At 71.3% G+C, this 25,041-nt stretch carries 17 protein-coding genes and 1 pseudogene; 11 read left to right on the top strand and 7 right to left on the bottom strand.

Annotation, left to right across the window (positions count from 1 at the left end):
- Window positions 1–165 precede the first annotated feature (165 nt).
- Entirely contained in the window at window positions 166–1,158 is a 993-nt protein-coding gene (locus OHS33_RS14680) for an SMI1/KNR4 family protein (protein ID WP_330330843.1), read from the top strand.
- A 72-nt stretch (window positions 1,159–1,230) separates the two neighbouring features.
- Here OHS33_RS14680 and OHS33_RS14675 read toward each other — a convergent pair whose 3' ends face one another.
- Window positions 1,231–1,395, bottom strand: a complete 165-nt coding sequence (locus OHS33_RS14675) for a hypothetical protein (RefSeq protein WP_330335349.1) — start codon at window positions 1,393–1,395, stop codon at window positions 1,231–1,233.
- Here OHS33_RS14675 and OHS33_RS14665 point away from each other — a divergent pair.
- Window positions 1,334–4,264: an SUKH-4 family immunity protein gene (locus OHS33_RS14665; protein WP_443065445.1), complete on the top strand. Its 2,931-nt coding sequence runs from the start codon at window positions 1,334–1,336 to the stop codon at window positions 4,262–4,264. The genes OHS33_RS14675 and OHS33_RS14665 overlap by 62 nt on opposite strands.
- Before the next feature lie 135 nt (window positions 4,265–4,399).
- A complete protein-coding gene (locus OHS33_RS14660) occupies window positions 4,400–5,281 on the top strand; it encodes a cellulose-binding protein (protein WP_330330842.1) in 882 nt (293 codons plus the stop codon).
- A gap of 268 nt (window positions 5,282–5,549) precedes the next feature.
- On the opposite strand, the gene OHS33_RS14655 is transcribed toward OHS33_RS14660, so the two are convergent.
- Entirely contained in the window at window positions 5,550–6,443 is an 894-nt protein-coding gene (locus OHS33_RS14655) for an alpha/beta fold hydrolase (protein ID WP_330330841.1), read from the bottom strand.
- Window positions 6,444–6,538: 95 nt separating this feature from the next.
- Between OHS33_RS14655 and OHS33_RS14650 the strand changes: the two genes are divergently transcribed.
- Window positions 6,539–7,108, top strand: a complete 570-nt coding sequence (locus OHS33_RS14650) for a CGNR zinc finger domain-containing protein (protein ID WP_330330840.1) — start codon at window positions 6,539–6,541, stop codon at window positions 7,106–7,108.
- Between the two features lie 13 nt (window positions 7,109–7,121).
- Here the strand turns inward: OHS33_RS14650 and OHS33_RS14645 are convergent, their stop codons facing one another.
- Complete coding sequence (locus OHS33_RS14645) at window positions 7,122–8,045, bottom strand: hypothetical protein (protein WP_330330839.1); 924 nt, start codon at window positions 8,043–8,045, stop codon at window positions 7,122–7,124.
- Window positions 8,046–8,165: 120 nt separating this feature from the next.
- Window positions 8,166–9,767, bottom strand: coding sequence for an MDR family MFS transporter (locus tag OHS33_RS14640; protein WP_330330838.1), 1,602 nt, complete (start codon window positions 9,765–9,767; stop codon window positions 8,166–8,168).
- Window positions 9,768–10,121: 354 nt separating this feature from the next.
- Here OHS33_RS14640 and OHS33_RS14635 point away from each other — a divergent pair, with 354 nt between their 5' ends.
- The 7 genes and pseudogenes from OHS33_RS14635 to OHS33_RS14605 form a co-directional block, all read left to right on the top strand.
- Window positions 10,122–10,898 carry an ABC transporter ATP-binding protein gene (locus OHS33_RS14635; RefSeq protein ID WP_443065444.1) on the top strand — a complete coding sequence of 259 codons (777 nt, stop codon included), beginning with the start codon at window positions 10,122–10,124 and terminating at the stop codon, window positions 10,896–10,898.
- The gene (locus OHS33_RS14630) at window positions 10,895–13,474 is read left to right on the top strand and encodes an ABC transporter permease (RefSeq protein ID WP_330330836.1); all 2,580 of its coding nucleotides are present in this window, start codon (window positions 10,895–10,897) and stop codon (window positions 13,472–13,474) included. Before OHS33_RS14635 ends, OHS33_RS14630 begins: the two co-directional genes overlap by 4 nt.
- Before the next feature lie 206 nt (window positions 13,475–13,680).
- Window positions 13,681–17,220: a transcription-repair coupling factor gene (mfd, locus tag OHS33_RS14625; protein ID WP_330330835.1), complete on the top strand. Its 3,540-nt coding sequence runs from the start codon at window positions 13,681–13,683 to the stop codon at window positions 17,218–17,220.
- Between the two features lie 120 nt (window positions 17,221–17,340).
- Window positions 17,341–17,772, top strand: a complete 432-nt coding sequence (locus OHS33_RS14620) for a VOC family protein (protein WP_330330834.1) — start codon at window positions 17,341–17,343, stop codon at window positions 17,770–17,772.
- A 67-nt stretch (window positions 17,773–17,839) separates the two neighbouring features.
- The gene (locus OHS33_RS14615) at window positions 17,840–18,406 is read left to right on the top strand and encodes a GNAT family N-acetyltransferase (RefSeq protein ID WP_330330833.1); all 567 of its coding nucleotides are present in this window, start codon (window positions 17,840–17,842) and stop codon (window positions 18,404–18,406) included.
- A 96-nt stretch (window positions 18,407–18,502) separates the two neighbouring features.
- Window positions 18,503–18,958, top strand: a complete 456-nt coding sequence (locus tag OHS33_RS14610) for a hypothetical protein (RefSeq protein ID WP_330330832.1) — start codon at window positions 18,503–18,505, stop codon at window positions 18,956–18,958.
- A gap of 141 nt (window positions 18,959–19,099) precedes the next feature.
- Window positions 19,100–19,360, top strand: a pseudogene (locus OHS33_RS14605) (transposase); the annotation flags it as partial.
- Window positions 19,361–19,835: 475 nt separating this feature from the next.
- On the opposite strand, the gene OHS33_RS14600 reads toward OHS33_RS14605, so the two are convergent.
- From OHS33_RS14600 to OHS33_RS14590, 3 genes are read right to left on the bottom strand one after another with little or no spacing between them, the layout of a single operon-like run.
- Entirely contained in the window at window positions 19,836–20,306 is a 471-nt protein-coding gene (locus OHS33_RS14600) for a hypothetical protein (RefSeq protein WP_330330831.1), read from the bottom strand.
- Complete coding sequence (locus OHS33_RS14595; protein WP_443065302.1) at window positions 20,306–24,628, bottom strand: DUF6531 domain-containing protein; 4,323 nt, start codon at window positions 24,626–24,628, stop codon at window positions 20,306–20,308. Before OHS33_RS14595 ends, OHS33_RS14600 begins: the two co-directional genes overlap by 1 nt.
- Entirely contained in the window at window positions 24,625–24,993 is a 369-nt protein-coding gene (locus OHS33_RS14590) for a hypothetical protein (protein WP_330330830.1), read from the bottom strand. Before OHS33_RS14590 ends, OHS33_RS14595 begins: the two co-directional genes overlap by 4 nt.
- Window positions 24,994–25,041: the final 48 nt, after the last annotated feature.

Raw genomic sequence — 25,041 nt, 5'->3', positions numbered from 1 at the left:
GGTGCGGAAGCGGGGTCGAATATTCGTATCAATTCGGATGTTCCCCGGATGTTCCCGGCCGGGGGCCGCGGGCGTCCGTCAGGGTCCCGGCCGGGGAAGGGTGCCGGTCTTGCCGCACCGCATAGGCTGTGGTGAACCAGCCAGATCCAGCAGGGGGCTACCGCCATGACGACAGGTCGGCTCGGGCAGCAGGCCGCGCCACCCAACGCCGCGTACTCGGGGCAGGTCGTGCATTTCCCGGACCCCGTCCGGGCCGCGCGCCATCCCCACGGAGTGCGGATCAGCGGGGACGGGCATCCCGACTTCTCGCGGTACGCGCGGGCGGCGGTGGAGATCGCCGAACCGCCGGAGGGCTTCGGTGTCGACGAACTGCGGCTGACGGACATCGTCTCCGCGAACGCCGCCATGCGCGCCGCCGGGCACGAGCTGTGGGACACGGTGGGGCCGGTGGCGACCCCGCACGGCTGGACCTGGCACCACGTGGCGGGTTCCCGGCGCCTGGAGCTGGTCCCGGTCGAGGTGAAGGCGCTGCTGCGGCACCACGCCGGGCTCGCGACGGCTCCCGTGGACCACGAGAAGCGCGGGACGCGGGCGTTGCAGGAGGTGCGTCCGGTGCACCTGGGACTGCCGAAGACGGTGGTCTCGGTGGGCGAGGCGCAGGTGCAGGGCGTCGAGGAGGACCTCGGCTACCGGCTGCCGGAGGCCTACCGCTCGTTCCTGAAGGCGGCGGGCGGCTGCGCGCCGGTCGGCGCCGGGCTGGACGTGGACCTGGGTCTGCTGGTCGACCAGCCGTTCTTCACGGTGCGTGAGGAAGCGGCGGTCAACGACCTGGTGTACGTCAACAAGTGTCTGCGGGACCACCTGACGAAGGACTACCTGTGCGTGGCCTTCGCGCAGGGCGGTCTGATCGCGGTGAAGGTCAAGGGCGAGGCGAACGGGGCGATCGGGTCGGTGTGGTTCTCGCCGTACGACGACGCGCGCGACCGGGACGGCTGGTCGGTCCAGGAGCGCGTGGAGCGTCTGTTGCTGCCGTGCGGTACCGATTTCGACGCCTTTCTCGAACGGTTGGCGGGCAACCCGCCGGAGCTGGAGTCGGTGGCCGGTCTGATGGTGGACGGCGGATTCGCGCGTTCGGTTCCGGTAGCGGTGGAGGGGTGACGGCGCAGTGGTGACGTTTGCGCAGGCGCAGGAGCGCGCCGAGGAATGGATCAACGGGGACGTACCCGGATATCAGCACCGGGAGGTGCGGGTACGGGAGTTCGGCCTCGGCTTCGTGGTGTGGGCGGAGGACCGGGCCGCCGGTCCGGTGTCCCAGGGCGGCCGCCAGCGGCTGGTGATCGCGCGGGACAGCGGCGAGGCGACGCTGTGGCCGGGCCTGCCGGTGGGCGAGGTCATCCGGCGCTACGAGGAGGAGTACGGGGTGTCGGCGGCGTCGCCGGAGCCGTCCGTGCCGTCGCCGCGGATCGACGCGGAGCAGACGTCGTTCATCCTGAGCCCGCCGGAATGGCTCCAGGAGGCGGCGGACAGGGCAGGCATCGCGCCGAGGCCTGCGGCGGCTGCGGGTGGGGGTTCGGCTTCGGGCCCCGGCCCGGGGGCGGGCTCGGGCTCGGGCCCCGGGGCAGGGTCGAGCTCCGGCCTGGGGTCCGGCTCGGGCTCGCGTGAGCCGGAGCCGGCCGCTCCGGCCGGTGTTCCGGCTGCGCCCGTGGCTCCCGTGGGGGCGACCCCGTGGGCCGGGACGGATGTGAACGAGGGCGCGGACGACGTGTCCGTGCCGCTGCCCGCGACGGTGTTCGCGCCGCCGCTGTCCGGGGCGGACCTGGAGGGCCCCGCGCGGCCCGCCGTTTCGGCGGAGGCGAAGACGCAGCTCATCTCAGGCGGCAGCCAGCTCCCGGCCACCGCGATCGCCCCGGCGCTGGGGCCGTTGACGGGTTCGGCTGCCGGTGCGGCTGCGCCTGGGGCTTCCGGTGGGCAGGGTGTGCCCGCTGGGCCCGGTGGGCCTGGTGGCCCCGGCGGGCCCGGGGTCTCCGGTGGTCACGGTGGCCCGGGTGCGGCTGGGGCCCCTGGCGGCCAGGGTGCTGCTGGTGCGGCTGGTGGTTATGGGTATCCGGGTGCCCCCGGGGGCTCGGCTGCGCCCAGCGGGCACGGTGGGCCGGGCGGCCCTGGTGGCGCTGGTGCGCCGGGTGGTTACGGGTACCCCGGTGCGCCCGGTGGTCCGGGTGCGCCCGGGGCCTCCGGCGGCTCGGGTGCGCCCGGGGCCCCTGGTGGCCCGGGTGTGCCCGGTGGGCACGGTGGTCCCGGTTCCGCCGGTGCGCCCGGCGCTCCGGGTGCGCCCGGTGGGCACGTGGCCCCCGGCTCCGCTGGTGGTCCCGGTGCGTCTGGTGGCCATGGTGCTCCTGGTGCCGGTGCGTCCGGTGCGTCCGGTGCTCCTGGTGGCGCTGGTGCGCCCGGTGGTTACGGGTATCCCGGTGCGCCCGGTGCGCCCGGTGCGCCCGGTGGCCCGGGTGGGCCCGGGGCTGGTGTGCCCGGTGGTCACGCCGTTCCCGGTGTTCCCGGCGGCCCCGGCGCGTCCGGTGTGCCCGTCGCTCCCGTCGGGCCCGGAGGGTCTGGGGCGGGTTCGGCGCGGGGGAGTGATATTGCCGATGCGCCTACGAGCAAGGCTCGGGTGAACCGGCCCGCGGCTTCGGTGCCGCCGGGGCCGCCCGGGGTGCCCGGGGCCGGGCGTCCGGGGGCCGGGCAGCCGCCTGCGCCTCCCGGGCCGCCGGGGGCGCCCGGTGCCGGTGCCGGTGGTGGGCAGTACGCGGCCACGATGCTGGCCGGTCCGGCTGTCGTTCAGCCGCCCGGTCAGCCGCCCGTGCCTCCTGGTCCGCCGGGGGCTCCCGGTGGCAGTGGGGGTGGCGGGGTGCCGTACGCCGCCACGATGCTGGCCGGTCCGGCCGTGGTTCAGCCGCCGGCGCCTCCCGGTCCGCCGGGTGCGCCGGGGGCGGGTCAGCCGCCCGCGCCTCCTGGTCCGCCCGGGGCGCCCGGTGCCGGTGCCGGTGGTGCGCAGTATGCGGCCACGATGCTCGCCGGTCCGGCTGTCATCCAGCCGCCCGGGCAGCCGCCCGCGCCGCCCGGTCCGCCGGGTGCGCCCGGGGGCGGTGCCGGTGGTGTGCAGCACGCCGCGACGATGCTGGCCGGGCCCGCCGTGGTTCAGCCGCCCGCGCCTCCCGGTCAGCCGGGCAGGCCTCCGGGCGCGCCCGGGCCCGTACCGCAGGCGCCGCAGCAGCCGCAGCCGCAGGCGACCGGGGTGCCGACCGTCGGCCCCGGCTACCAGGCCGTGCTGCGCTACCGCGGCCAGGACGGTTCCGAGCAGCAGCTCATCCGCCGCTCGGCGCCCGGCACTCCGCACCCGGAGTGGCAGATCCTGCACGAGCTGCGCGCCATGGGCGTGCCCCCGCAGCAGGTGCTGGAGCTGCACACGGAGCTGGAGTCCTGTGAGCTGCCCGGCGGTTACTGCGCGCGGATGATCCGCGAGACCTGGCCGCAGGTGCGGATCACGAGCGTGGCGCCGTACGGCACGGATCACGCGGGCCGTCAGCAGGGCATGCGGCACCTGCTCACCCATCAGGGTGAGCTGCACCAGGTGGCGGACGGTCCGGCGCGCCCCGCGCCGGTACGGGCGCCGCTGCCGCAGGTACCGCTGGAGCCCGCGATCCCGCTGGAGGCGATCGCCTCCGAGCTGACGCAGGCCTTCGGTCCGCAGGGCGTGTTCCGCTTCGAGCAGCGCGCGGTGTCCCGCCAGGGCGTGCCGGAGATCGTCGCGCAGACGCTGGTGTGGTCGGGTCTGCCGGTGGACTTCGGTCCGTTCTTCTGGGCGCAGGCCGTACCGGGGCAGCCGGTGCCGACGCTGGCGGAGCTGGCGGCGCAGCGGCAGGTGCAGCCCGCGCCGGACGCGGGTTCGTACCTGGTCGTGGGCAGTGACTTCGGCAAGGCCATCTGTGTCCAGTACGGGACGGCGCACATCGTGGCGGTTCCGGTGGAGGCGGGGCCGGGCGGTGGCCCGGTGCCGCCGCAGTTCGTGAATTCGAGCCTGCCGCAGTTCGCGCGCTGCATGGCGATGCTGGGCTACATGTGGCGGCTGCGCACGCACCTGACGCCCGAGCAGGCGGGGCGCTGGACGGCCGACTTCCAGATGAAGCTGGCGGCGCTCGACAGCGCGGCGCTGGCATCGCCGGAGAACTGGTGGTCGGTGCTGCTGGAACAGATGTGGGACGGACTGCTCTGATCCTTTTCGGACGGCAATGGCCGGGGCGGGACCCTCGAACGGGGTCCCGGCCCGGCCATTGCCGCTTCTGGTCTGAAATGACGCATCCTTGGCAGGAATCCACGCGAGAGAGGCCCTTTCAGGATGAGTGCACCCATGTCACCGCGACCTCAGGGTTTCGAGACCGTGCGCGGTCGGGGCTACCGGACGGACGAGGTGGACCGCCATCTCGCCCGGCTCTCCGGCAGCCGTGACGAGGCCTGGGAGCGGGTGGCCCGGCTGACGGCGCTGGCGCGGCGGTTGGAGGAGGAGTCGCAGCGCCTGGGCGCGGTGGTGGCTTCGCTGGCGCCCCAGACGTACGACGAACTGAGCGAGCGGGCGCGGCGGATCCTCGGGCTGGTGGAGGAGGAGGCCGACAGCGTACGGGCCGACGCGCGGGCCGACGTGTCCGCGATCCTGGGCGCCGCCGAGGCGCACGCGGACCGGGCGGCGGAGCTGGCCCGGCACGACGCGGAGGCGGTGCGGGACCAGACGGAGGTACGGGCCCGGCAGGGGCTGGCGCGCGCCCAGCGGGAGGCGGACGAGGCGTACGCGGAGGCGCGCGAGGACGCCACGGGCCGGCGGACGCAGGCCCAGACGGCCCTGACGGAGACGCGCCGCCGGTGCGAGGCGCTGCTGGCGGACCGCGAACAGGAGCACGCGGAGCGGTGGGACGCGGCGGAGCGGGAGCTTTCCGCGCGCGGGGCCGAGCAGGACGCCCGTTACGCGGAGCTGGAGCGGCACGCGGAGGGGCGGCTCGCGGAGGCCCGGCGGGACTTCGCGGAGCTGGAGGAAGCGGCGCGGCACGGGCAGGAGGACGCGGAGGCGCGGGCGGCGGAGCTGTTGGCGGAGGCGGGGGTGCGGGAGGAGCGGGCGGGGCGGGAGACGGAGCGGATCCTGCGGGAGCACGAGGCGGCGCAGGAGGAGATGCGGGCCCACATGAACCACGTCCGCTCCAGCCTCGCCGCCCTAACGGGCCGCGCCCCAGCCGAGGGCTGACGCCTTCAGCGCCGCCGGCCATTCCAGCCTCGCCGGCGTTTGAGGCGCCCCCGGAGGGCCAACCGAGCGGCACCCGCCCGCCGCCTCCGCCGGTTACCGCTGGGGTCTGACGCCGGGTGCGGCTGCGCCTGCCCTCTGGGGGCGCCTCAAACGCCGGCGAGGCTGGATGGGGCGCGTCCGAGCCCGCCGTGGCCCTCCGGGGGCGCCTCAAACGCCGGCGGGGCTGGAATGGCGGGGTCGGCCGCCAGCTGGGGCGGAGTGGGCCCGCCTAGTTCGTGGGCAGGCCGCTCAGGAAGTCGGCGATCAGGGGGGCGATTTCCGGGAGGTGGGATTCCAGGGCGAAGTGGGCCGCGCCCTCGAAGAGGTGGATTTCGGCGTCGGGGAGGTCACGGGCGTAAGCCTTCGCACCGGCCGGGAGGAAGAAGGGGTCGCCGGTGCCCCACAGGACGAGGGTCGGCGGGCGGTGGGCGCGCAGCCATTCCTGCCAGGCCGGGTACAGCGTGAGGTTGTTGGCGTAGTCGAAGGCCAGGTCGGCCTGGGCGTCGGCGCGGCCGGGCAGGTCCAGGAAGTGCTGGTCCAGGGTCCAGCTGTCGGGGGAGACGAGCGTGGTGTCGGCGACGCCGGTCTCGTACTGGAAGCGGGTGCCGTCGAGGGTGAACAGGCCCCGTACGGTCTCCTCGCTGCCCGGCACCTCGCGCCGCAGCCCCGCGAACTCGCGGGCCATGTCGGAGAGTCCGTCCTCGTAGGCGTTGCCGTTCTGCACGATGAGCCCGGTGATCCGCCCGGGCGCGCGGGTGGCGAGCCGCAGGCCGACCGGGGCCCCGAAGTCGAAGACGTAGAGGGCGTAGCGGTCGAGGCCGAGGGCCTCGGTGAAGCCTTCGACGATGTCGGCGAGCCGGTCGAAGGTGTACGTGAACCCGTCCGGCGCCTCGGTGTGGCCGAAGCCGGGGTAGTCCGGCGCGATCAGCCGGTGCGTGGTGCCGAGCGCGTCCATCAGCCGCCGGAACTGGTGCGAGGCGGTCGGGAAGCCGTGCAGCAGGAGGAGGACGGGTCCGTCGGCGGGGCCGGTCTCGCGGTAGAAGACGCGGACGCCCTGGACGTCGGCGTACCGGTGGTGGACCTGCGGAACCGAAACGGCCGAAACGGTGAGCGGAGTGCTCATCACATGCCTCCCCTTGGCTTGGTGGCATTAGTCTTGCCGAGAGTGAGTAATGGGTCAAGGGGTGTTCTGTGCATTAGGCAGGGTAGGGTGAGGGGGTGACCGTGACCTTTCCGCTCCTCGGCGAGCCGCTCGCGCTGGACCTGCTCAACACCCGCTCCCCGGCCTTCGGCGACCTGATCGCCACTCCGGCGGGCCTCGCCGACTGGCTGGCCGCGCAGCCCGGCCGGCTGACCCCGCTCGCCCGCGTGACCGGGGACGGGCTGACCCGCGTGCACGCGGTACGGGAGGCCGCGCACGCGGCGCTCGAAGCGGCCCGCCGGGGGCAGCGCCCGCCCGCCGGACCGCTGCGCGCCTTGAACGAGGCCCTGGCCGCCGCCCCGGCCCACCGCGAACTGGCCTGGACGGAGGGCGAGGGGCTCACCGCCCCGGCGCACCGGCGGGGCGCGGACCCCGCCCGGCGGCTCGCGGCGGAGCTGGCCGAGGCGGCGGCGGAGCTGCTGACCGACCCCCGGGTGGCGGACGTACGCGGCTGCGAGGGCGCGGAGTGCGCGATGCTCTTCCTGCCCGCGAACGCCCGGCGGCGCTGGTGCGTGGCGGGGATCTGCGGCAACCGGGCCCGGGTGGCCCGGTATTACGCCCGGCACACCAAGGGTGAGACCCCGTAACCCCCCAACCGCCCTACGGCTGCTTGCTCTCCGGGGTCGGCTGGTCCGTCGGCGCGGGGCGCTGGGTGACGACCGGGGCCGCGGCCGGGGCCCGGTACACGTACGGGTCGCTGCGCAGGCCGCGGGCCGTCACGTACACCGTGAACGGCGCCTCGGGCCCGTCGGCGGGGGCCGGGCGGGTGAGGGTCAGCACCCCGTCGGCGCCCAGGTCGGCGTCCTGCTGGGGTTCCGCGTTGATGGTGACCTTGGCCCGGCCGTGGGTGGCGTCGTCGGCGAAGCCGCCGCCCTCGATGCGCAGTTGGTCGCCCGCGCGGGTGACGCGGGTGATGACCGGGTTGGGGCGGGTGGCCACCTTGTTGAGCAGGTAGGCCGCGGCCGGGGCGCCGGTGAGCGCCCAGATCTCGGTGGGGAGCTTCGGCAGGCCCGCGCCCACGTCGGCCACGAAGAAGGCGGCGACGTAGAGCATCGTGACGATGCTGAAGGTGACGTACTGGAGGTCCATCAGGTCGGTCTGGCCCGAGTCGTTGGAGACGAGTTCGCCCATCGGCAGCTGCTCCGGTCCCGCCGCCGGTCCCGCCGCTGCCGGTGCGGGCTTCTTCTCCGGCTTGAACAGGCGGCCGTTCTGGACGCGTACGCCGACCACGCCCTTGGCCCCGATGAGGGCGAGGTACGGTCCGCCGAGCAGTGGCAGGTAGACGCCGGTCAGCGGGCCGAGGGGGTTGTCCGGGCCGTGGAACCATCCGATGCCCTGGGTCAGTCCGTAGCCGAGCAGGACGACCAGCATCCACACGAGCAGCCCGGTCCAGGCGGCGGCGAGCGTCTTGGACGTGGACAGCCGGCCGTCGCGGCCGGTCACCAGGCCGGGGTGGGCGCGCAGGGCCCAGTACCCCAGGCACAGTGCGGCGAGCAGTGTCAGCAGAGCGGGCAGCCAGGCCATGTGTCGTTCCCCCAGTCAGGTCCCCGGTTCGGTTCCCACCGTGGTGTACCGCGTAGCCGAGGCCATGACAAGTCCGGGACGCGGGAAGGCCGTTCGCGCACAAGGGTGGCGGCCAGGGGCTCAGCCCTCCCGGTCCTCCCGGTCCTGGGCCTCCGTCAGCACCGGGAAGCGGCGCGGCGCGAGCAGGAGCAGGACCAGTACGGCCGCCACCGCGGCCGCCGTCGCCCCCAGGTAGATGTGGTCCACGGCGGTGGCCACCGCGCCCCGCAGGTAGTCGGCGGCCGCCGCGGGCAGCGCGCCCGGCTCCGCCAGGGCCTTGGAGACGTCGTCGAGGTGGGCGGGCAGCCCGTCCATCGGGGCGTCGGCCAGCCGGGCCGCGATGGTGGCGTTGGCGACGGCCCCCAGCAGCGCCGCGCCGATGCTCTGGCCGACCTGCCGGGAGAAGAGGACGGAGGCGGTGGTGGTGCCGCGTTCGGCCCAGCCCACGGTGGACTGGACGCCGATCATCAGCGGCAGCTGGAACAGCCCGAGCGCGCAGCCGAGCAGCAGCATGACCAGCGCGGGCTGCCAGGGCCGGGCGTGCGCGGGGAGCAGGGTGAAGGAGAAGAGGACGGCGGCGGCCAGGGACATGCCGATGACGGCGCTGTCGCGGAAGCCGATGCGGCGGTAGACGTGCTGGCTGAAGGCCGCGGATATCGGCCAGCTCAGGGTCATGGCCGACATGACGAACCCGGCGCCGATCGGGCCGAGGCCGAGGACGGACTGGGCGTACGTCGGCATGAACACCATCGGGGCCACCATCAGCAGGCCCAGCGCGGCCATCGCGAGGTTGACGGCGGCGATGGTGCGCCGGCGCCAGACCCAGCCCGGCAGGATCGGTTCCGCGGCCCGGCGTTCCACCCGGACCACCACCGCGGCCAGCACCGCGCTCCCGGCCAGCAGTCCGAGCGACGGCGCGGACAGCCAGGGCCAGGCCACCCCGCCCTGGACCAGCGCGAAGAGCAGCAGCCCGCCGCAGGCGAACACGCCCAGCGCGCCCGCCCAGTCGATGGGGCCGCGGGCCCCGCGGGCCCGTACCGGCTCGGCCAGGTGCCGGACGATCAGCCACAGCGCCAGCCCGCCCAGCGGCAGGTTGATCAGGAAGATCCAGCGCCAGTCGGCGTAGGCGGCGAGCAGCCCGCCGACCGCGGGTCCGGCGACGGAGGAGGTGGCCCAGACGGTGGACATCCGGGACTGTATCCGCGGTCGTTCCTTCAGCGGGTACAGGTCGGCGGCCAGGGTCTGCACCGTGCCCTGGAGGGCTCCGCCGCCCAGTCCCTGGACGATGCGGAAGGCGATCAGGGCGGCCATGTTCCAGGCGGCCGCGCACAGCAGCGAGCCGACCAGGAAGAGGGCGACGCCGAAGAGGAGCACGGGCTTGCGGCCGAAGGTGTCGGACAGCTTCCCGTACACGGGCAGCGAGACGGTGACGGCGAGCAGGTAGCCGGAGAAGAGCCAGGAGAAGACGGAGAAGCCGCCGAGGTCGCCGACGATCTGCGGGACGGCGGTGGCCACGATGGTGCTGTCGAGGGCGACCAGTCCCATCGTGAGCATCAGCGCGGCGACGACGGCGGTACGGGGTCTCGCGCGCGCCCCGTCGGTCCCGGCCGCGTCCGTACTCGTACCCGTACCCGTACTGCCTGTGCCCGTACTGGCGCCTGTTCCCGCTTCCCCCGTACCCACCAAGATCCTTTCACTGTGCACGCATTGGCGGAGAACACCATCTCACCGCGGCCCTACCGGCGGTATCCCCCAGGCCTCCTCACCCGGACGGGGGAGATCCCCTAGGGGGCGTCTCCGCAGTAAGGAGCAGGGGTCTTTCGTCCCGGCGGAGGAGGCCGGAAGTCCCCCCGTCTTCTTAACTGGTTCCTACGGGCCGCTGGGGGGCGGCTCCCACGGGGGTGGGGCTGGCCCCCGGTCGGATCCGGCCACTGGCACCAGGGCGCCGCCCGTCCCCGCCGCGCAGACTTCGACGCGGGCCGGGAACCAGCGGACCAGCAGCGAAAACCAACCGAGGAGAACGCCGTGACAACCGCAATGACCGATACCCGGCACGGGGGCGCTGGAGGGCATGTGGCCGTCGCGGCGCGAGCGCGGCAGGTTGTCAAGGCCTACGGCACGGGCGAGACCCGTGTGGTGGCCCTCGACGGCGTCGACGTGGACATCCACCGCAGCCGTTTCACCGCGATCATGGGGCCGTCCGGCTCCGGCAAGTCCACGCTGATGCACTGCCTCGCGGGTCTCGACACGGTGAGCAGCGGTCAGATCCACCTCGCCGACACCGAGATCACCGGGCTCAAGGACAAGAAGCTCACCCAGCTGCGCCGGGACCGGATCGGCTTCATCTTCCAGGCCTTCAACCTGCTCCCGACGCTGAACGCGCTGGAGAACATCACGCTCCCGATGGACATCGCGGGCCGAAAGCCCGACGCGGAGTGGCTGAACCGGGTCGTGGAGACGGTCGGTCTCGCGGGCCGCCTCAAGCACCGCCCGACCCAGCTGTCCGGCGGCCAGCAGCAGCGCGTGGCGGTGGCCCGCGCCCTGGCCGCGCGCCCCGAGATCATCTTCGGCGACGAGCCGACCGGAAACCTGGACTCGCGGGCGGGTGCCGAGGTGCTCGGCTTCCTGCGCCGCTCGGTCGACGAGCTGGGCCAGACCATCGTGATGGTCACCCACGACCCGGTCGCCGCGTCCTACGCGGACCGGGTGCTCTACCTGGCCGACGGCCGGATCGTGGACGAGATGTTCGACCCGACCGCCGAGCTGGTCCTGGACCGCATGAAGGACTTCGACGCGCGCGGGCGGACGTCATGACCGTCCTGAAGACCTCGCTGCGCAACTTCGCCGCGCACAAGGGCCGGATGGCGCTCTCGGCGATAGCCGTGCTGCTCTCCGTCGCCTTCGTCAGCGGCACACTCGTCTTCACCGACACCATGAACACGACCTTCGACAAGCTGTTCGCGGTGACCAGCGCCAATGTCACCGTCAGCCCGAAGGAGTCCGGGGACGGCGGCGGGGAGAGCCAGCAGCGCGGCCGCCCCGAGGCGCTGGCCGGTTCGGTGGTCGACCAGGTCAAGAAGGCGGAGGGCGTCAAGTCCGCCGAGGGCGGCGTCGTCTCGACGGCCGTGACCGTGGTCAACGCCAAGAACGAGAACATGGGCTCGACGACCGGCGCCCCGACCATCGCGGGCAGCTGGAACGACAACGAGCTCAAGTCCATGAAGATCACCTCCGGGCACGCGCCGCGCGGGCCCACCGAGGTGATGGTCGACGCCGACACGGCGAAGAAGCACCACCTGGCCCTCGGGGACGAGCTGCGCACCATCGCCCTCAGCGGCGACCTGCGCGCGAAGATCAGCGGTATCGCCACCTTCACGGTGACCAACCCGGGCGCGGCGATCGTCTACTTCGACACCGTCACCGCCCAGCAGGGACTGATCGGCACCCCGGGCGCCTTCACCCACATCAACGTCACCGCCAAGGACGGCGTGAGTGACGACCAGCTGAAGAAGAACATCGCCACCGCCGTCGGCGCGGGCACCTACAAGCTGCAGACCGCCAAGGAGTCCGCGGACGCGGGCCGCAAGGACGTCGGTTCCTTCCTCGACGTCATGAAGTACGCGATGCTCGCCTTCGCCGGGATCGCGTTCCTCGTCGGCATCTTCCTGATCTTCAACACCTTCTCGATGCTGGTCGCCCAGCGCACCCGCGAGATCGGCCTGATGCGTGCCATCGGCGCCGACCGCTCGCAGATCAACCGCTCCGTCCTGATCGAGGCACTGCTGCTCGGTGTGGTCGGCTCGGTGTTCGGCGTCGGCGCGGGCGTCGGCCTGGCCGTCGGCCTGATGAAGCTCATGGGCGCGGTGGGCATGCACCTGTCCACCGATGACCTGACCGTGCTGTGGACCACCCCGGTCCTCGGCATCCTGCTCGGGGTCGTCGTCACCGTCGTCTCCGCCTACCTCCCGGCCCGCCGCGCGGGCAAGGTCTCCCCGATGGCCGCCCTGCGCGACGCCGGCACCCCCGGCGACCGCAAGGCGGGCGTGGTCCGCGCCGTCATCGGCCTGGTCCTCACGGGCATCGGCGGCGCCGCCCTGTTCGCCGCCGCGGGCGCCGACAAGGCGGCCACCGGATCGCTGTGGCTCGGCCTCGGCGTGGTCCTCAGCCTGATCGGCTTCATCGTGATCGGCCCGCTGCTGGCGGGCGTCGTGGTCCGGGTGCTCTCCGGCCCGGTGCTGCGGCCCTTCGGTTCGGTCGGCCGGCTCGCCGAGCGCAACGCGCTGCGCAACCCGCGGCGTACGGGCGCCACCGCGGCCGCGCTGATGATCGGCCTGGCCCTGGTCGCCTGCCTGTCGGTGGTCGGCTCCTCGATGGTGGCCTCCGCCACCGACGAACTCGACCGCTCGGTCGGCGCGGACTTCATCATCCAGTCGCAGAACGGCCAGCCGGTGCTCCCGCAGGCCGAGAAGGCGCTGCGGTCCGTCCCCGACATCGACCACGTGACCTCGTACAAGATCCTCGACGCGAAGATCACCACCCCGGACGGCAAGGCCGAGGACAAGACCCTGTCCGCCGCGGATCCGACGTACGCCGAGGACCTGCGCAAGAAGACCGTCTCCGGTGACCTCAAGGCCGCGTACGGCAAGAACGCGATGTCGGTCGGCGAGGGCTATGCGAAGGACCACGGCGTCAAACTCGGTGACGAGCTGACGGTCGCCTTCAAGGAGGGGTCCGCCGCCAAGCTGAAGGTCGCGGCGATCACCTCGGACGCCGGCACCATCGACAAGGGCGCGATGTACACGGCCGTCACGACGGCCGCGCAGTACGTCCCGGCCGACAAGATGCCGCAGAACCTGATCATGTTCGCCAAGGCCAAGGACGGCAAGCAGCAGGCCGCCTACACGGCGATGAAGGACGCGATGGCCGCGTACCCCCAGTACGACGTGCGCAACCAGACCGACTTCAAGAAGAGCCTCAAGGACCAGGTCGGTCAGCTGCTCAACATCGTCTACGGCCTGCTCGCCCTAGCGATCATCGTGGCGGTCCTGGGCGTCGTGAACACCCTCGCCCTCTCGGTGGTCGAGCGGACCCGCGAGATCGGCCTGATGCGCGCCATCGGTCTCTCCCGCCGCCAGCTGCGCCGCATGATCCGCCTGGAGTCGGTGGTCATCGCCCTCTTCGGCGCCCTGCTCGGCCTCGGCCTGGGCATGGGCTGGGGCGTCGCCGGCCAGCAACTGCTGGCCCTCCAGGGCCTGAAGGTCCTGGAGATCCCGTGGCCGACGATCCTCGGCGTCTTCGCCGGATCGGCCTTCGTGGGCCTCTTCGCCGCCCTGGTCCCGGCCTTCCGCGCGGGCCGGATGAACATCCTGAACGCCATCGGCAGCGAGTAGCCACTCCCACGCCCGCCCCGGCCCCGGCCCGCCCCACAGGCGGCCCGGGGCCGGGGCGTTCCCGCAGGCGCACCCGCCCGAGTGACGGCAATCCCTCGCGCGAGTTGCCGGGGGTCGCCGTAAGGTGGGGAGCCCCGGCCCGTGTGACGTGTCGGGTCCTTCGCGTTGCCGCCCCACGGCACCTCACCGGACGGAAAGCCGCCTTCATGAGCCTGTACGGACTGCTCGACGCCGTCACCCGGGATCCCGCGCTCAGCGAGGCGGTCCAGGCGGCCGCGGACGGTAACCGGATGCACGTCGACCTCGTCGGTCCGGCGGCGGCGCGGCCCTTCGCCATCGCCGCGCTGGCCCGTAAGACGGAGCGGACCGTGCTCGCGGTCACCGCGACCGGGCGCGAGGCCGAGGACCTGGCGGCGGCGCTGCGTTCGCTGATGCCGCCCGAGCAGGCGAGCACCGTCGTGGACTACCCGTCCTGGGAGACCCTGCCGCACGAGCGGCTCTCGCCCCGCAGCGACACCGTCGGCCGCCGCCTCGCCGTGCTGCGCCGGCTCGCGCACCCGAGCAAGGACGACCCGGCCGCCGGGCCCGTCTCCATCGTCGTCGCGCCCATCCGCTCCGTGCTCCAGCCGCAGGTCAAGGGGCTGGGGGACCTGGTGCCGGTGGCCCTGCGCGGTGGCGAGAGCGCCGACCTCGGCGAGGTCACCGAGGCGCTCGCCGCGGCCGCGTACGCCCGGGTGGAGCTGGTGGAGAAGCGCGGCGAGTTCGCCGTCCGCGGCGGCATCCTGGACGTGTTCCCGCCCACCGAGGAACACCCGCTGCGCGTGGAGTTCTGGGGCGACGAGGTCGAGGAGATCCGTTACTTCAAGGTCGCCGACCAGCGGTCCCTGGAGATCGCCGAGCACGGGCTGTGGGCCCCGCCGTGCCGGGAACTGCTGCTCACCGACGAGGTGCGCGAGCGCGCCGCCGCGCTCGCCGTGGAGCACCCCGAGCTGGGCGAGCTGCTCCACAAGATCGCCGAGGGGATCGCGGTCGAGGGCATGGAGTCCCTCGCCCCGGTCCTGGTCGACGACATGGAACTGCTGCTGGACGTGCTGCCCGCCGGGGCGATGGCCGTGGTGTGCGACCCGGAGCGGGTCCGTACCCGGGCCGCCGACCTGGTCGCCACCAGCCAGGAGTTCCTCCAGGCGTCCTGGGCGGCGACCGCGGGCGGCGGAGAGGCCCCGATCGACCTGAACGCGGCCTCCCTCTGGGGGATCGCGGACGTACGCGACCGGGCCCGCGAGCTGGGCACCATGTGGTGGTCCGTCTCGCCCTTCGCGGCGGACGCGGACCTGGGGGACGACACGCTCACCCTGGGCATGCACGCCCCCGAGGCCTACCGCGGCGACACCGCCCGGGCGCTGGCCGACACCAAGGGCTGGATCGCCGACGGCTGGCACACCGTCTACGTCACCGAGGGCCACGGCCCGGCCGCCCGCACCGTCGAGGTGCTCGGCGGCGAGGGCATCGCGGCCCGCCTGGAGGCCGACCTCGCGCAGCTCGAACCCTCCCTGGTCCATGTCGCCTGCGGCTCCCTCGACAACGGGTTCATCGACCCCGCCCTCAAGATCGCCGTCCTCACCGAGACCGACCTGACCGGGCAGCGCACCGCCACCAAGGACCTCGGCCGGATGCCGACCCGGCGCCGCAAGACCATCGACCCGCTGACCCTCCAGGCCGGCGACTACATCGTGCACGAGCAGCACGGCGTCGGCCGCTACGTCGAGATGGTCCAGCGCACCGTGCAGGGCGCCACCCGCGAGTACCTCCTCGTCGAGTACGCCCCCGCCAAGCGCGGCCAGCCCGGCGACCGCCTCTACATCCCCACCGACCAGCTGGAACAGGTCACCAAGTACGTCGGCGGCGAGGCTCCGACCCTGCACCGGCTCGGCGGCGCCGACTGGACCAAGACCAAGGCGAAGGCGAAGAAGGCGGTCAAGGAGATCGCCGCCGACCTGATCAAGCTGTACAGCGCGCGGATGGCGGCCCCCGGCCACACCTTCGGCCCCGACACGCCCTGGCAGCGGGAGCTGGAGGACGCGTTCCCGTACGCGGAGACGCCCGACCAGCTGACCACGATCGCCGAGGTCAAGGAGGACATGGAGAAGTCGGTCCCGATGGACCGGCTGATCTGCGGCGACGTCGGCTACGGCAAGACCGAGATCGCGGTCCGCGCCGCCTTCAAGGCAGTCCAGGACGGCAAGCAGGTCGCCGTCCTCGTCCCGACCACCCTGCTCGTGCAGCAGCACTTCGGCACCTTCTCCGAGCGCTACTCCCAGTTCCCCGTCAAGGTGCGGGCGCTGTCCCGCTTCCAGAGCGACACCGAGGCGAAGGCCACCCTGGAGGGTCTCAAGGAGGGCTCGGTGGACATCGTCATCGGTACCCACCGCCTGTTCTCGCAGGAGACCAAGTTCAAGGACCTGGGTCTGGTCATCGTCGACGAGGAGCAGCGCTTCGGCGTCGAGCACAAGGAGCAGCTGAAGAAGCTGCGCGCCAACGTCGACGTGCTGACGATGTCCGCGACCCCGATCCCGCGCACCCTGGAGATGGCGGTCACCGGCATCCGCGAGATGTCGACGATCACCACCCCGCCGGAGGAGCGGCACCCGGTGCTGACCTTCGTCGGACCGTACGAGACGAAGCAGATCGGCGCCGCGATCCGCCGCGAACTCCTGCGCGAGGGCCAGGTCTTCTACATCCACAACCGGGTCGAGTCCATCGACCGGGCCGCCGCCAAGCTGCGCGAGATCGTGCCCGAGGCGCGGATCGCGACCGCGCACGGACAGATGGGCGAGAGCCAGCTGGAGCAGGTCGTCGTCGACTTCTGGGAGAAGAAGTTCGACGTCCTCGTCTCCACGACGATCGTCGAGTCCGGCATCGACATCTCCAACGCCAACACCCTGATCGTCGAGCGCGGCGACAACTTCGGCCTCTCGCAGCTGCACCAGCTGCGCGGCCGCGTCGGCCGTGGCCGCGAGCGCGGTTACGCCTACTTCCTGTACCCGCCGGAGAAGCCGCTGACCGAGACCGCGCACGAGCGGCTCGCGACGATCGCCCAGCACACCGAGATGGGCGCGGGCATGTACGTCGCCATGAAGGACCTGGAGATCCGCGGCGCGGGCAATCTGCTCGGCGGCGAGCAGTCCGGTCACATCGCGGGCGTCGGCTTCGACCTGTACATCCGGATGGTCGGCGAAGCCGTCGCCGACTTCCGGTCCCTGGTCGAGGGCGGCGAGGAGGAAGAGGCGCCGCTCGACGTCAAGATCGAGCTGCCGGTCGACGCGCACGTCCCGCACGACTACGCCCCGGGCGAGGGCCTGCGCCTGCAGGCCTACCGCTCGATCGCCGCCGCCAGCTCGGAGGCCGACATCAAGGCGGTACGGGAGGAACTCACCGACCGCTACGGCAAGTTGCCGGAACCGGTGGAGAACCTGCTGCTGGTGGCCGGGCTGCGGATGCTGGCCCGCGCCTGTGGGGTCGGTGACATCACCCTGGCGGGCACCAACATCCGCTTCGGCCCGGTGGAGCTGCGCGAATCGCAGGAACTGCGGCTCAAGCGGCTCTACCCGGGCACGGTCCTCAAGCCGGCCACCTCACAGATCCTGATCCCCCGCCCGAAGACCGCCCGGGTCGGCGGCAAGCCCCTGGTCGGGCGGGAACTCCTCGCCTGGACGGGGGAGTTCCTCACCACGATCCTGGGCTCGTGAGGGCCTGAGGGCCTGAGGGCCTGAGGGCCTGAGGGCAGCGGATGGCAGGGGCCGTCCTCCCGGCAACGTGTCGATCCACCCGCCCGGGGAGATGGGCAGCGCCCCTGTTATCGTGCGCCGATGTCAACGATCAAGCAGTTCCAAGTGACCTTCGACTGCGCGGAACCCGCGCGCCTCGCCGCCTTCTGGTGCGAGGTGCTGGGGTACGTCGTACCGGCAGTCCCGGAGGGCTTTGCCACGTGGGAGGAGTACCACCACTCGCTGCCGCCTGAGGACGAGGTCTACTTCGCGTGCGCTGATCCCTCGGGTGTGGGCCCGCGCGTGCTCTTCCAGCGAGTTCCCGAAGGCAAGGCCGTCAAGAACCGGGTGCATCTCGATGTGCGGGTCGGCACAGGGCTCGTGGGCGACGAGCGCCTGGCCACACTTGAGGCCGAATGCGCACGGCTGATGGCGCTCGGCGCGAAACACGTGCTGACGCAGCGCGCCGATGGCGTCAACGAGTCGTGCATCACGATGCAGGACATCGAGGGCAACGAGTTCTGCCTCGACTGATTCTCCTCCGGGACTGCGCAGCAGGATTGTTGTCACCTGGACTGTCGGCAGGACCTACGGTGACGGGATGAGCGACGATCCCGTGATACTGCGTCCAGTGGTCGAGGATGACCTGTCGGTGCTTGAGCGGTTTCTGACGGATCCGGAGGCGACCGGGCCGTTCCAATGGCTGGGTTGGTCGGATCCGGGGCGCTGGCGACGCCGCTGGGCGCAGGATGGCTTGCTGAGCGATGACGGCGGCCAGCTGATGGTGGTGACCGGCGCCGACCGGCTCGGCTTCGTGGCATGGCGCAAGGTCGTGACCTCGCGGAGCTCGTACTGCTGGAATATCGGGACCCAGTTGCTGCCGGGTGGTCGGGGCCGTGGCGTCGGCACGCAGGCACAGCGGTTGCTGGCGCGCTATCTGTTCGCGCACACTCCCGTGGTCAGACTCGAGGCGGACACCGAGACGGAGAACATCGCCGAGCAGCGCGCACTGGAGAAGTCCGGCTTCGCCCGCGAGGGCGTGCTGCGCAGCACCGTTTTTCGGGACGGGCAGTGGCGGGACGTCGTGCGCTACAGCATGCTCCGCGACGACATCGCCTCGGACGGGGCCCCGGAACAGTCCAGCACCAGAGGCGGGCAACCGGCCTGACCCGGGACCGGGCCGGCGCGCCAGACGCGAAGAGAGGGCAGGGTCTGGTGCAGCGAACGCGTCGACCCGGCGGAGCGGTTACTGGGGGGAGCAGCGATGGTGGCAGGAGACAGGGCAGTGGGCCAGGCCTGGTTCGGCGTGGCGGCGCTGGCCTCGGGGGCGTTCTCCGTCGTGTTCGTGGAAGCGGCGCGGGTCGCGAACTGGAATGTGGAACATCCGGTGCCCGTTCCGGGCGACGACTCACCCGGCGGCGGGAACATGGGGGCCGTGTTCGCCGTGCCCCTCTTCGCCCTCCTCGCAATCGTCTGCCTGCTCTTCCCGCTGCTGTGGGGAATCACCGCGATCCGCAGGCGGAGGGGCCGGCCAGTGCAGGAGCTGGTGGTGACCTCCACCGTCCTGCAGGGGGTCGCTCTGCTACTGGCCCTGCCGGTCGCGTCGAGCCTGCCGTTCGGCTGGCTCGGCGCCACGGCCCTCACCGCCGCGGTACTGCTCGCCCTCGGCATCGCCCTGGAACCGCTCTGGTCACGGCATCGGGCTGCGACCGCCCCGTAGTCGGCTGCGGCCACCGGTGATCATCGCAGTTTGTGAAGACACCGAACGATCAAGCGGTGGCCGCAGGTCACAGCGTGGACCCGGCCCGATGGCATGACGCATTCGAGGCCATGACGGGCCGGATTGCGGGCCGGATTGCGGGCCGGGGAGGCCACTCCGGACGCCATGCAGCATCTGCTCAGCCGGGCCAAGTGGGATGCCGATGCCGTCCGCGACGACCTGCGGGCCTACATGGTGGAGTATCTGCACGAGCGGGCGGTGCTGGTGGTCGACGAGACCGGCGATGTGAAGAAGGGCACCAGCACGGTCGGCGTCCAGCGCCAGTACACCGGCACCGCCGGCCGGATCGAAAACGCCCAGGTCGCTGTCTACTCGGTCTATGCCAGCCTCCCGTCACACAGCCCACTCACGATGCTACTCATTGGCTCCGCTGGTCCGACTGGCGACGCCGCCACCAGGCCCGATCCAAAGCCAGCCACTACCGGCGGCAACCCGCACAAGCGTGAAGATCACCATCTACAGCTGGAGTATTAGGCCGGAAGGGGCGGCTCGGAGTCGGCGCAAGGAACGATCGCTTCCCAGTCCTTCGCCGAGTCTCCCGTCAGAAGGAATTCACTCAGGTACATGTCCGTCTTGTCGTGCACGTCCTCTTCCTTCAGCCACAGGGACTCACACTCCGGGCACATGAAGAAGACCTGACCGGAATCCTTGCGCTTGTAGCACCGCACCCAGTCCTGACCGCAATGGACGCATGTCGCCGTATTCGTCAATGGTCAATCCTCTCACTCGCCCTGCGCAAGCGACCAGGAACAACTTGCCGGAATTTGAAACGAAGCTGCGATGGACTCGTCAAAGATGACCGCCGGTGAATCCGGCATCACGTCGGAGAATATTCGATCAACGCAGGCATGGTGCGGTGATCGGTCCCCTCCATCGTCACCACGACATTCCTGTGAGTCGAATCTCCGAGCCGTCGAACAAACGCTTCCAGGTGGGCGAAAGATGCAGGGTCCTCGACCTCGGCGGGGTCGAACGTGAACTCGATCTCATCGATATCGAAGAAATAGCAGGTAAACCAAATATCGCCTACCTGCACAGACAGGCTCGCCGATTCCTCCGGATCGCTCTTCAGTCGATCAAACAAACTGCGGGCATCAGGAATCGCCCCATCGATCGATTCGAAAAGGGTCCAAGCGAACTGGGCGGGCCAATTCGCAAGTGCCAGCCCTGCAAGGAGGTTCTGCCAGTCATTGATTGAGGCGTCCAGAATGCACACGTCGCGAAGTGCCCCGTCGACCTCGAAGTCCTCTCTGCGATACCGCATGTCAACGCCATCCAATCCGCTCATTACAGGAACCCTTCAAACGTGAGCTGGTTATTGCGCCAGCTCCATCGGGCGCCCCATCCACCCGGCACCCGGAAATCGCGAGTGATGCCACCATACTGAGCGATGGCCGAGGTGTTCACCGTTTCCACGACATTGGGATCCGTTAGGATGTCGCGGATCATCTCATTTGCAATCTCAGTCCTCTCGGTATTTGTTACTTTACCGAAATCGTAATTGTCCACATGGTCCTGACCCCGCTTCTTAATGTTCCCTGGACTCGGATCGCCGTGCTTTTGCAGTGCTCTGCCGGCGGGCGACAGCTGGCCCTTCTTTATGTCGGCGGCCGACTTGTACAGGTCATCCGTGCCGTAGTTGCAGGGCGAGAGGCCCAGCGGGTCCGTCCACGACTGGGGAGCATGCACATACGCATGGTGATTGTCTGCCGGTTCCAGGCCCAGCGGGTCCGGGCTGATGTACCGGGCGGTTTCGGGATCGTAGTACCGGAAGTAGTTGTAGTGCAGACCGGTTTCCGAGTCGGCGTACTGGCCGGGGAAGCGGAGCGGGCAGTCTACGGATGTGGTGTCCGTCGGGGCGGGGAAGTGCGTGCCCCACAGCGTGGTGCGGCGCTGCCAGGTCAGTTCACCGTCAGGGGTGACCAGCTCGGTCGGCGTGCCGACCGCGTCCGTGATGATGGCGTGGAACCGGGTGGCGTAGTCCGCCGAGGCGTCCTGGGCCAGTTGGGCCAGCAGGGACGCGCCCTGCTCCCGGACCAGCGGTCTGTGGTCGGTCTGGGTGAGGGGGCGGTGGGTGCCGGGGGCGTAGTCCCAGGTGGTGACCTGGCCGTCGGACGTGTTCTGTTCGGCCAGGCGGGTGTCGTCCCAGATGAAGTCCGTGCGGTCGGTGGTCGAGCCGTCTTCTGCCAGGCGCTGCTTGGATATTCGGCGGCCCAGTGGGTCGTACGTGTACTGCCAGCGGTCGCCGGCAGGTGTCACGGCCTCCGTCAGGCGGTCTTCCGCGTTCCACGCGTATGTCCAGGTGTGCCGCTGTCCGTTGAGGAGCTTGCGGGTCTTGCGGATCAGACGGCCCTGGGCGTCGTGCTCGTACGAGGTACGGTCGGCGCTGCGGATGAGGGTGCCGTTGAATGCGCGGCCGCCAGAGGATTCGTGCGCCGGGGCCGTGGCATGGGTGAGGTTGCCTGCCGCGTCGTAGGCGTACGTCTCGGTCCAGCCGTGGGCCCGGACCCCGGCGACCCGGCCCAGTTGGTCGAGGTCGAACCGACGGGTGCCCGAGGTCAGTTCGCGGATCTCGGTGAGATAGCCGTCCTCGCGATAAGCGTACGTGCGGTGTTGGAGTAGGCGGTCGGTCTCGTTCGAACGGCCCGAAAGGGTCTGCTCGACGAGGCGGTGGGTGACGTCCCAGGTCTGGGTGAGCGTGACGCCGTCGCCGAGGCGACGCTCGGTCTCGCGGCCCGCGGCGTCGTACGCGAAGGTCAGCGAGCCGGCTTCGGTGCCGAGTCCAGCCGGGCGGCCTGTCGGGTCGTAGGTCCAGTGCGAGCTAAGCCCGGACGGGGTGGTTCGCCGGATGACACGGCCGAGGGCGTCGTACGCGTAGGCGGTCGTGCGCCCATTGACGATTTCCGTCAGCGTACGACCGAGCGCATCCCGCTGGACGGAGACCTCCGCGTCCGCGTTGGCCGTGTGGATCAGATCGCCGGATGCGCCGTAGGCGTACGTGGTGACGGCGCCCGCGTCGGTGCGCTGCTCGATGACGCGGCCGAGCGCGTCCCTGGTGAAGCTCAGCGTTTCGCCCGCGCCGTTGGTGCGGGATGTCAGTGCGCCCGAAGCGTCGTGCGTGTACGTCAGCGTCCGGCCGTTGAAGTCGGTCTCGGCGGCCAGTCGGCCCGCGTCGTCGTACGCGTACGACCAGGTCAGACCCTGCGGGTTGGTGACTCCGGTCAGCCGGAGCTCGGTGTCGTACGCGAAGGCGTATGCCGTGCCGTCCGGGTCCGTGCGGGTGGCGGGGACGTCGAAGTGCGTGGCGGTGCGGCGGGTGACGTTGCCCGCGGGGTCGGTGTGGGTGAGTGGGTTGCCCTCGCCGTCCCAGGTCCAGGACTCCCGGCTGCCGTCCGCGTACTCCCGCCACGTCGGCTTGCCTTCGGTCGTCCAGGCCGTGCGGGTGGTCCCGCCCAGGGGGTCGACCACTTCGACGACGCGGCCGAAGGCGTCCCTGCGCGCCACCGTGGTGTGTCCGAGTTCGTCGGTGACGGCGACGGGCAGCCCGGCCGCGTCCGATGCCACCGTGCGGGTGTGGCCCAGGGCGTCGGTGACTGTGACCAGATGGCCCGACTCGTCGTAGGCGCAGTGCGTTTCGGCGCCGAGCGGGTCGGTCGTGGTGAGGAGGTTGCCGCGTTCGTCGTAGGTGTGCCGCCAGGTGGAACCACCGGGTTCGACGACCTCGGTCGGTTGGCCGAGGGCGTTGTACGTGGCCTGGGCGGCGGAGCCGTCCGGCAGGGTGACGGCGGTGAGATTGCCCGCGCCGTCATACTCGTACCGCTTCGTACGGCCCAGCGGGTCCGTGACCGACAGGGGCTTGTCGCCCCTCGGTTCCCACTGCGTCAGGGTGGTGTGGCCGAGAGCGTCGGTCTCCTCGATGACCATGCCCGAGGAGTTGTACCGGTGCGTGGACCGGCGGCCGAGGGAGTCCGTGTACGTGGTGGTGCGCGCCGTGTCGTCGTAGGCGAGCGCACCGGAAAGGAAGCCGTCGCTGCCCTCGGTGCGCTCGACCCGGCCGCGGGCGTCGTAGAAGTACGCGAACGAGGTGCCGTTGCGGTCGGTCCACGAGGTGACCCGCCCTTCGGCGTCGTACGTGAACCGCAGCGGGTCCCCGCTGGAGTTGACGACCTCGGTGAGGTTGCCCGCCTCGTCGTAGCCGTACCGCACGACGACCGTCCCGGCAGCGGCGTCATCGGGCGGCGACTGCTCGTACCGCGACGGGGCCCGGTCCAGCAGGCGCAGGGCGGTGATGCGCGGCCCCTGGGTGTCGACGGCGAGGTAGTAGCCGCCGGAGTGGCGGAGCGCGGTGGGGATGCCGTCGGCCGTGCGCTCGATGTCGACGCGGGCGCCGTTGCGGTCGTGCCAGCTGTCCAGGGGGAGGTGGAGGACACCGAAGGTGCCGGAGGGGAGGGGGGTGCTGAAGGTGCGCACGACACCGGAGTCCGGGTCGGTGACGGTCATGACGCCGTCGGGCTTGCCGTCCCATTCGAGCGGCCAGGGTGCGCCCTTGACCGGCAGGACGGGCTCGCCGGGCCGCGGCACCGGGTAGATGAGGCGCATGCCGTCGGAGGCGGCGAACACCACTCCTTCCCCGTCGATCTGGAGGCACTCGTCCAGGGTGGAGACCCAGGTGGGGCCGAAGCACACTCCACCGCGGTACGAGGACAGGTGGGTGCGCTCGAAGACCAGGGGGAGGCCCGCGGGGAGCGTGAGGTCGGTCTGCGTCATCAGCATGGCGCCGGTCGCCACGTCGATGGGTTCCCCCACGCACGGGGTGCCCTTGCACGTCCGGGCGGCAGGCCCGATCTCCACCAGGTTGGGGCGGAGCGAGGGCGGTCGCAGCATGAGCGGGACGTCGTTCCTGGCGAACAGGCTGCCCTCGATACCGGCCTTCGTCACACCGCCGGCGGCGCCGAACACCCCGCCGTAGATCATTCCGTCCCTGGCCGCGGCGTTGATCTCGTCGAGGCTGAAGCCCTTCTGCATGCCCGTGGCGATCTTCATGGGCTGGGCGACCGCGAGGTCGATGGTCACCGACTCCATGCTGCCGAAGGCCGCCGCGACCAGGGTGCCCGCGGCGATCTCGGCGACGGTGGTGGTGACGGCGATGCCCATCGTGGCGCCGAATTCGATGAGGGCCTCGGTGGCCAATGCAGCGGCGCCCGCGGCGATGCCCGCCGTGAAGAAGGCCAGCGCGATGCCGCCCACGATGACCGCGGCGTCGATGCCGATCTGCGTCCAGAGCTTGTTGATGGCGTCGTCGATGGCCCCGGCGAACTTGTCGAGTGCCGAGGCCATCTCGCGGGCTGCTTTGGCGAGGTCGCTGAGCCACCCCGCGTCGTTGCCCTTGGCGTACCGTCCCCAGAAGGTCCCGAACGCCTCTATTGCCTCACCCTTGTTGTTGGTGATCAGCGAGGAGGCCGCGTTGTTGACGGGCGTGCGGACACCGTCGACGGCGTCCGCGAAGGTCCGCCAGGCATCGGCGGCGTGCCGCAGGGTGCCGGAATTGGCGTCCGGCCACCACAGGCCCATCGAGAGCAGGAGGTCCTTGGCCTCGTCCTCAATGCTCACTTGGCTTCACCGTCGGAGCCTTCGCCAACCTTCGGCTGGATCTTCGTGAACATCCCGGCGATCAGCTCGTCGTTGTCGATGTGCCCGTCCGCCATGTCGGTCATCGCCTCGTGAATGCTGACCAGACCGAGGACGAGGGTGCCCGCCGCCTTCTCGATGGCCTTCTGCTGGGGGGTGTAGGCATCGCCGAACGCCTTGCCCTGCTCGTCGTCACCCCACGGCTTGCCGAGCCCGTCGAGGGTCTTGACGAGCGTCGTGAGCGCCTTGCTCAGGTTCTTGCCCTGCGTATGGAAGATCGGTGCCGTTGACTTGATGTCGGCGGTCTTGATGTCCAGGACCTTGCCGCTGTCGTTGCCGTCGCCCATGCGAAGCCTCCCCCGTTGCCGACTGCGAAGAACGACCCTACACAGGCG

This window comes from Streptomyces sp. NBC_00536 (genome assembly GCF_036346295.1).
Lineage (GTDB): Bacteria > Actinomycetota > Actinomycetes > Streptomycetales > Streptomycetaceae > Streptomyces.
This window is presented reverse-complemented; position numbering and strand designations above follow the sequence as displayed.

What these genes read in the sequence shown, in the direction of transcription:
- OHS33_RS14630 (WP_330330836.1), top strand. Translation starts at nt 10,895, where the DNA reads ATGACCGTCCTGAAGACCTCGCTGCGCAACTTCGCCGCGCACAAGGGC.
- OHS33_RS14635 (WP_443065444.1), top strand. Translation starts at nt 10,122, where the DNA reads ATGACCGATACCCGGCACGGGGGCGCTGGAGGGCATGTGGCCGTCGCG.
- OHS33_RS14675 (WP_330335349.1), bottom strand. Translation starts at nt 1,395, where the DNA reads ATGACCTCGCCCACCGGCAGGCCCGGCCACAGCGTCGCCTCGCCGCTG.
- mfd (WP_330330835.1), top strand. Translation starts at nt 13,681, where the DNA reads ATGAGCCTGTACGGACTGCTCGACGCCGTCACCCGGGATCCCGCGCTC.
- OHS33_RS14680 (WP_330330843.1), top strand. Translation starts at nt 166, where the DNA reads ATGACGACAGGTCGGCTCGGGCAGCAGGCCGCGCCACCCAACGCCGCG.
- OHS33_RS14590 (WP_330330830.1), bottom strand. Translation starts at nt 24,993, where the DNA reads ATGGGCGACGGCAACGACAGCGGCAAGGTCCTGGACATCAAGACCGCC.
- OHS33_RS14615 (WP_330330833.1), top strand. Translation starts at nt 17,840, where the DNA reads ATGAGCGACGATCCCGTGATACTGCGTCCAGTGGTCGAGGATGACCTG.
- OHS33_RS14610 (WP_330330832.1), top strand. Translation starts at nt 18,503, where the DNA reads ATGGTGGCAGGAGACAGGGCAGTGGGCCAGGCCTGGTTCGGCGTGGCG.
- OHS33_RS14620 (WP_330330834.1), top strand. Translation starts at nt 17,341, where the DNA reads ATGTCAACGATCAAGCAGTTCCAAGTGACCTTCGACTGCGCGGAACCC.
- OHS33_RS14660 (WP_330330842.1), top strand. Translation starts at nt 4,400, where the DNA reads ATGTCACCGCGACCTCAGGGTTTCGAGACCGTGCGCGGTCGGGGCTAC.
- OHS33_RS14600 (WP_330330831.1), bottom strand. Translation starts at nt 20,306, where the DNA reads ATGAGCGGATTGGATGGCGTTGACATGCGGTATCGCAGAGAGGACTTC.
- OHS33_RS14655 (WP_330330841.1), bottom strand. Translation starts at nt 6,443, where the DNA reads ATGAGCACTCCGCTCACCGTTTCGGCCGTTTCGGTTCCGCAGGTCCAC.
- OHS33_RS14645 (WP_330330839.1), bottom strand. Translation starts at nt 8,045, where the DNA reads ATGGCCTGGCTGCCCGCTCTGCTGACACTGCTCGCCGCACTGTGCCTG.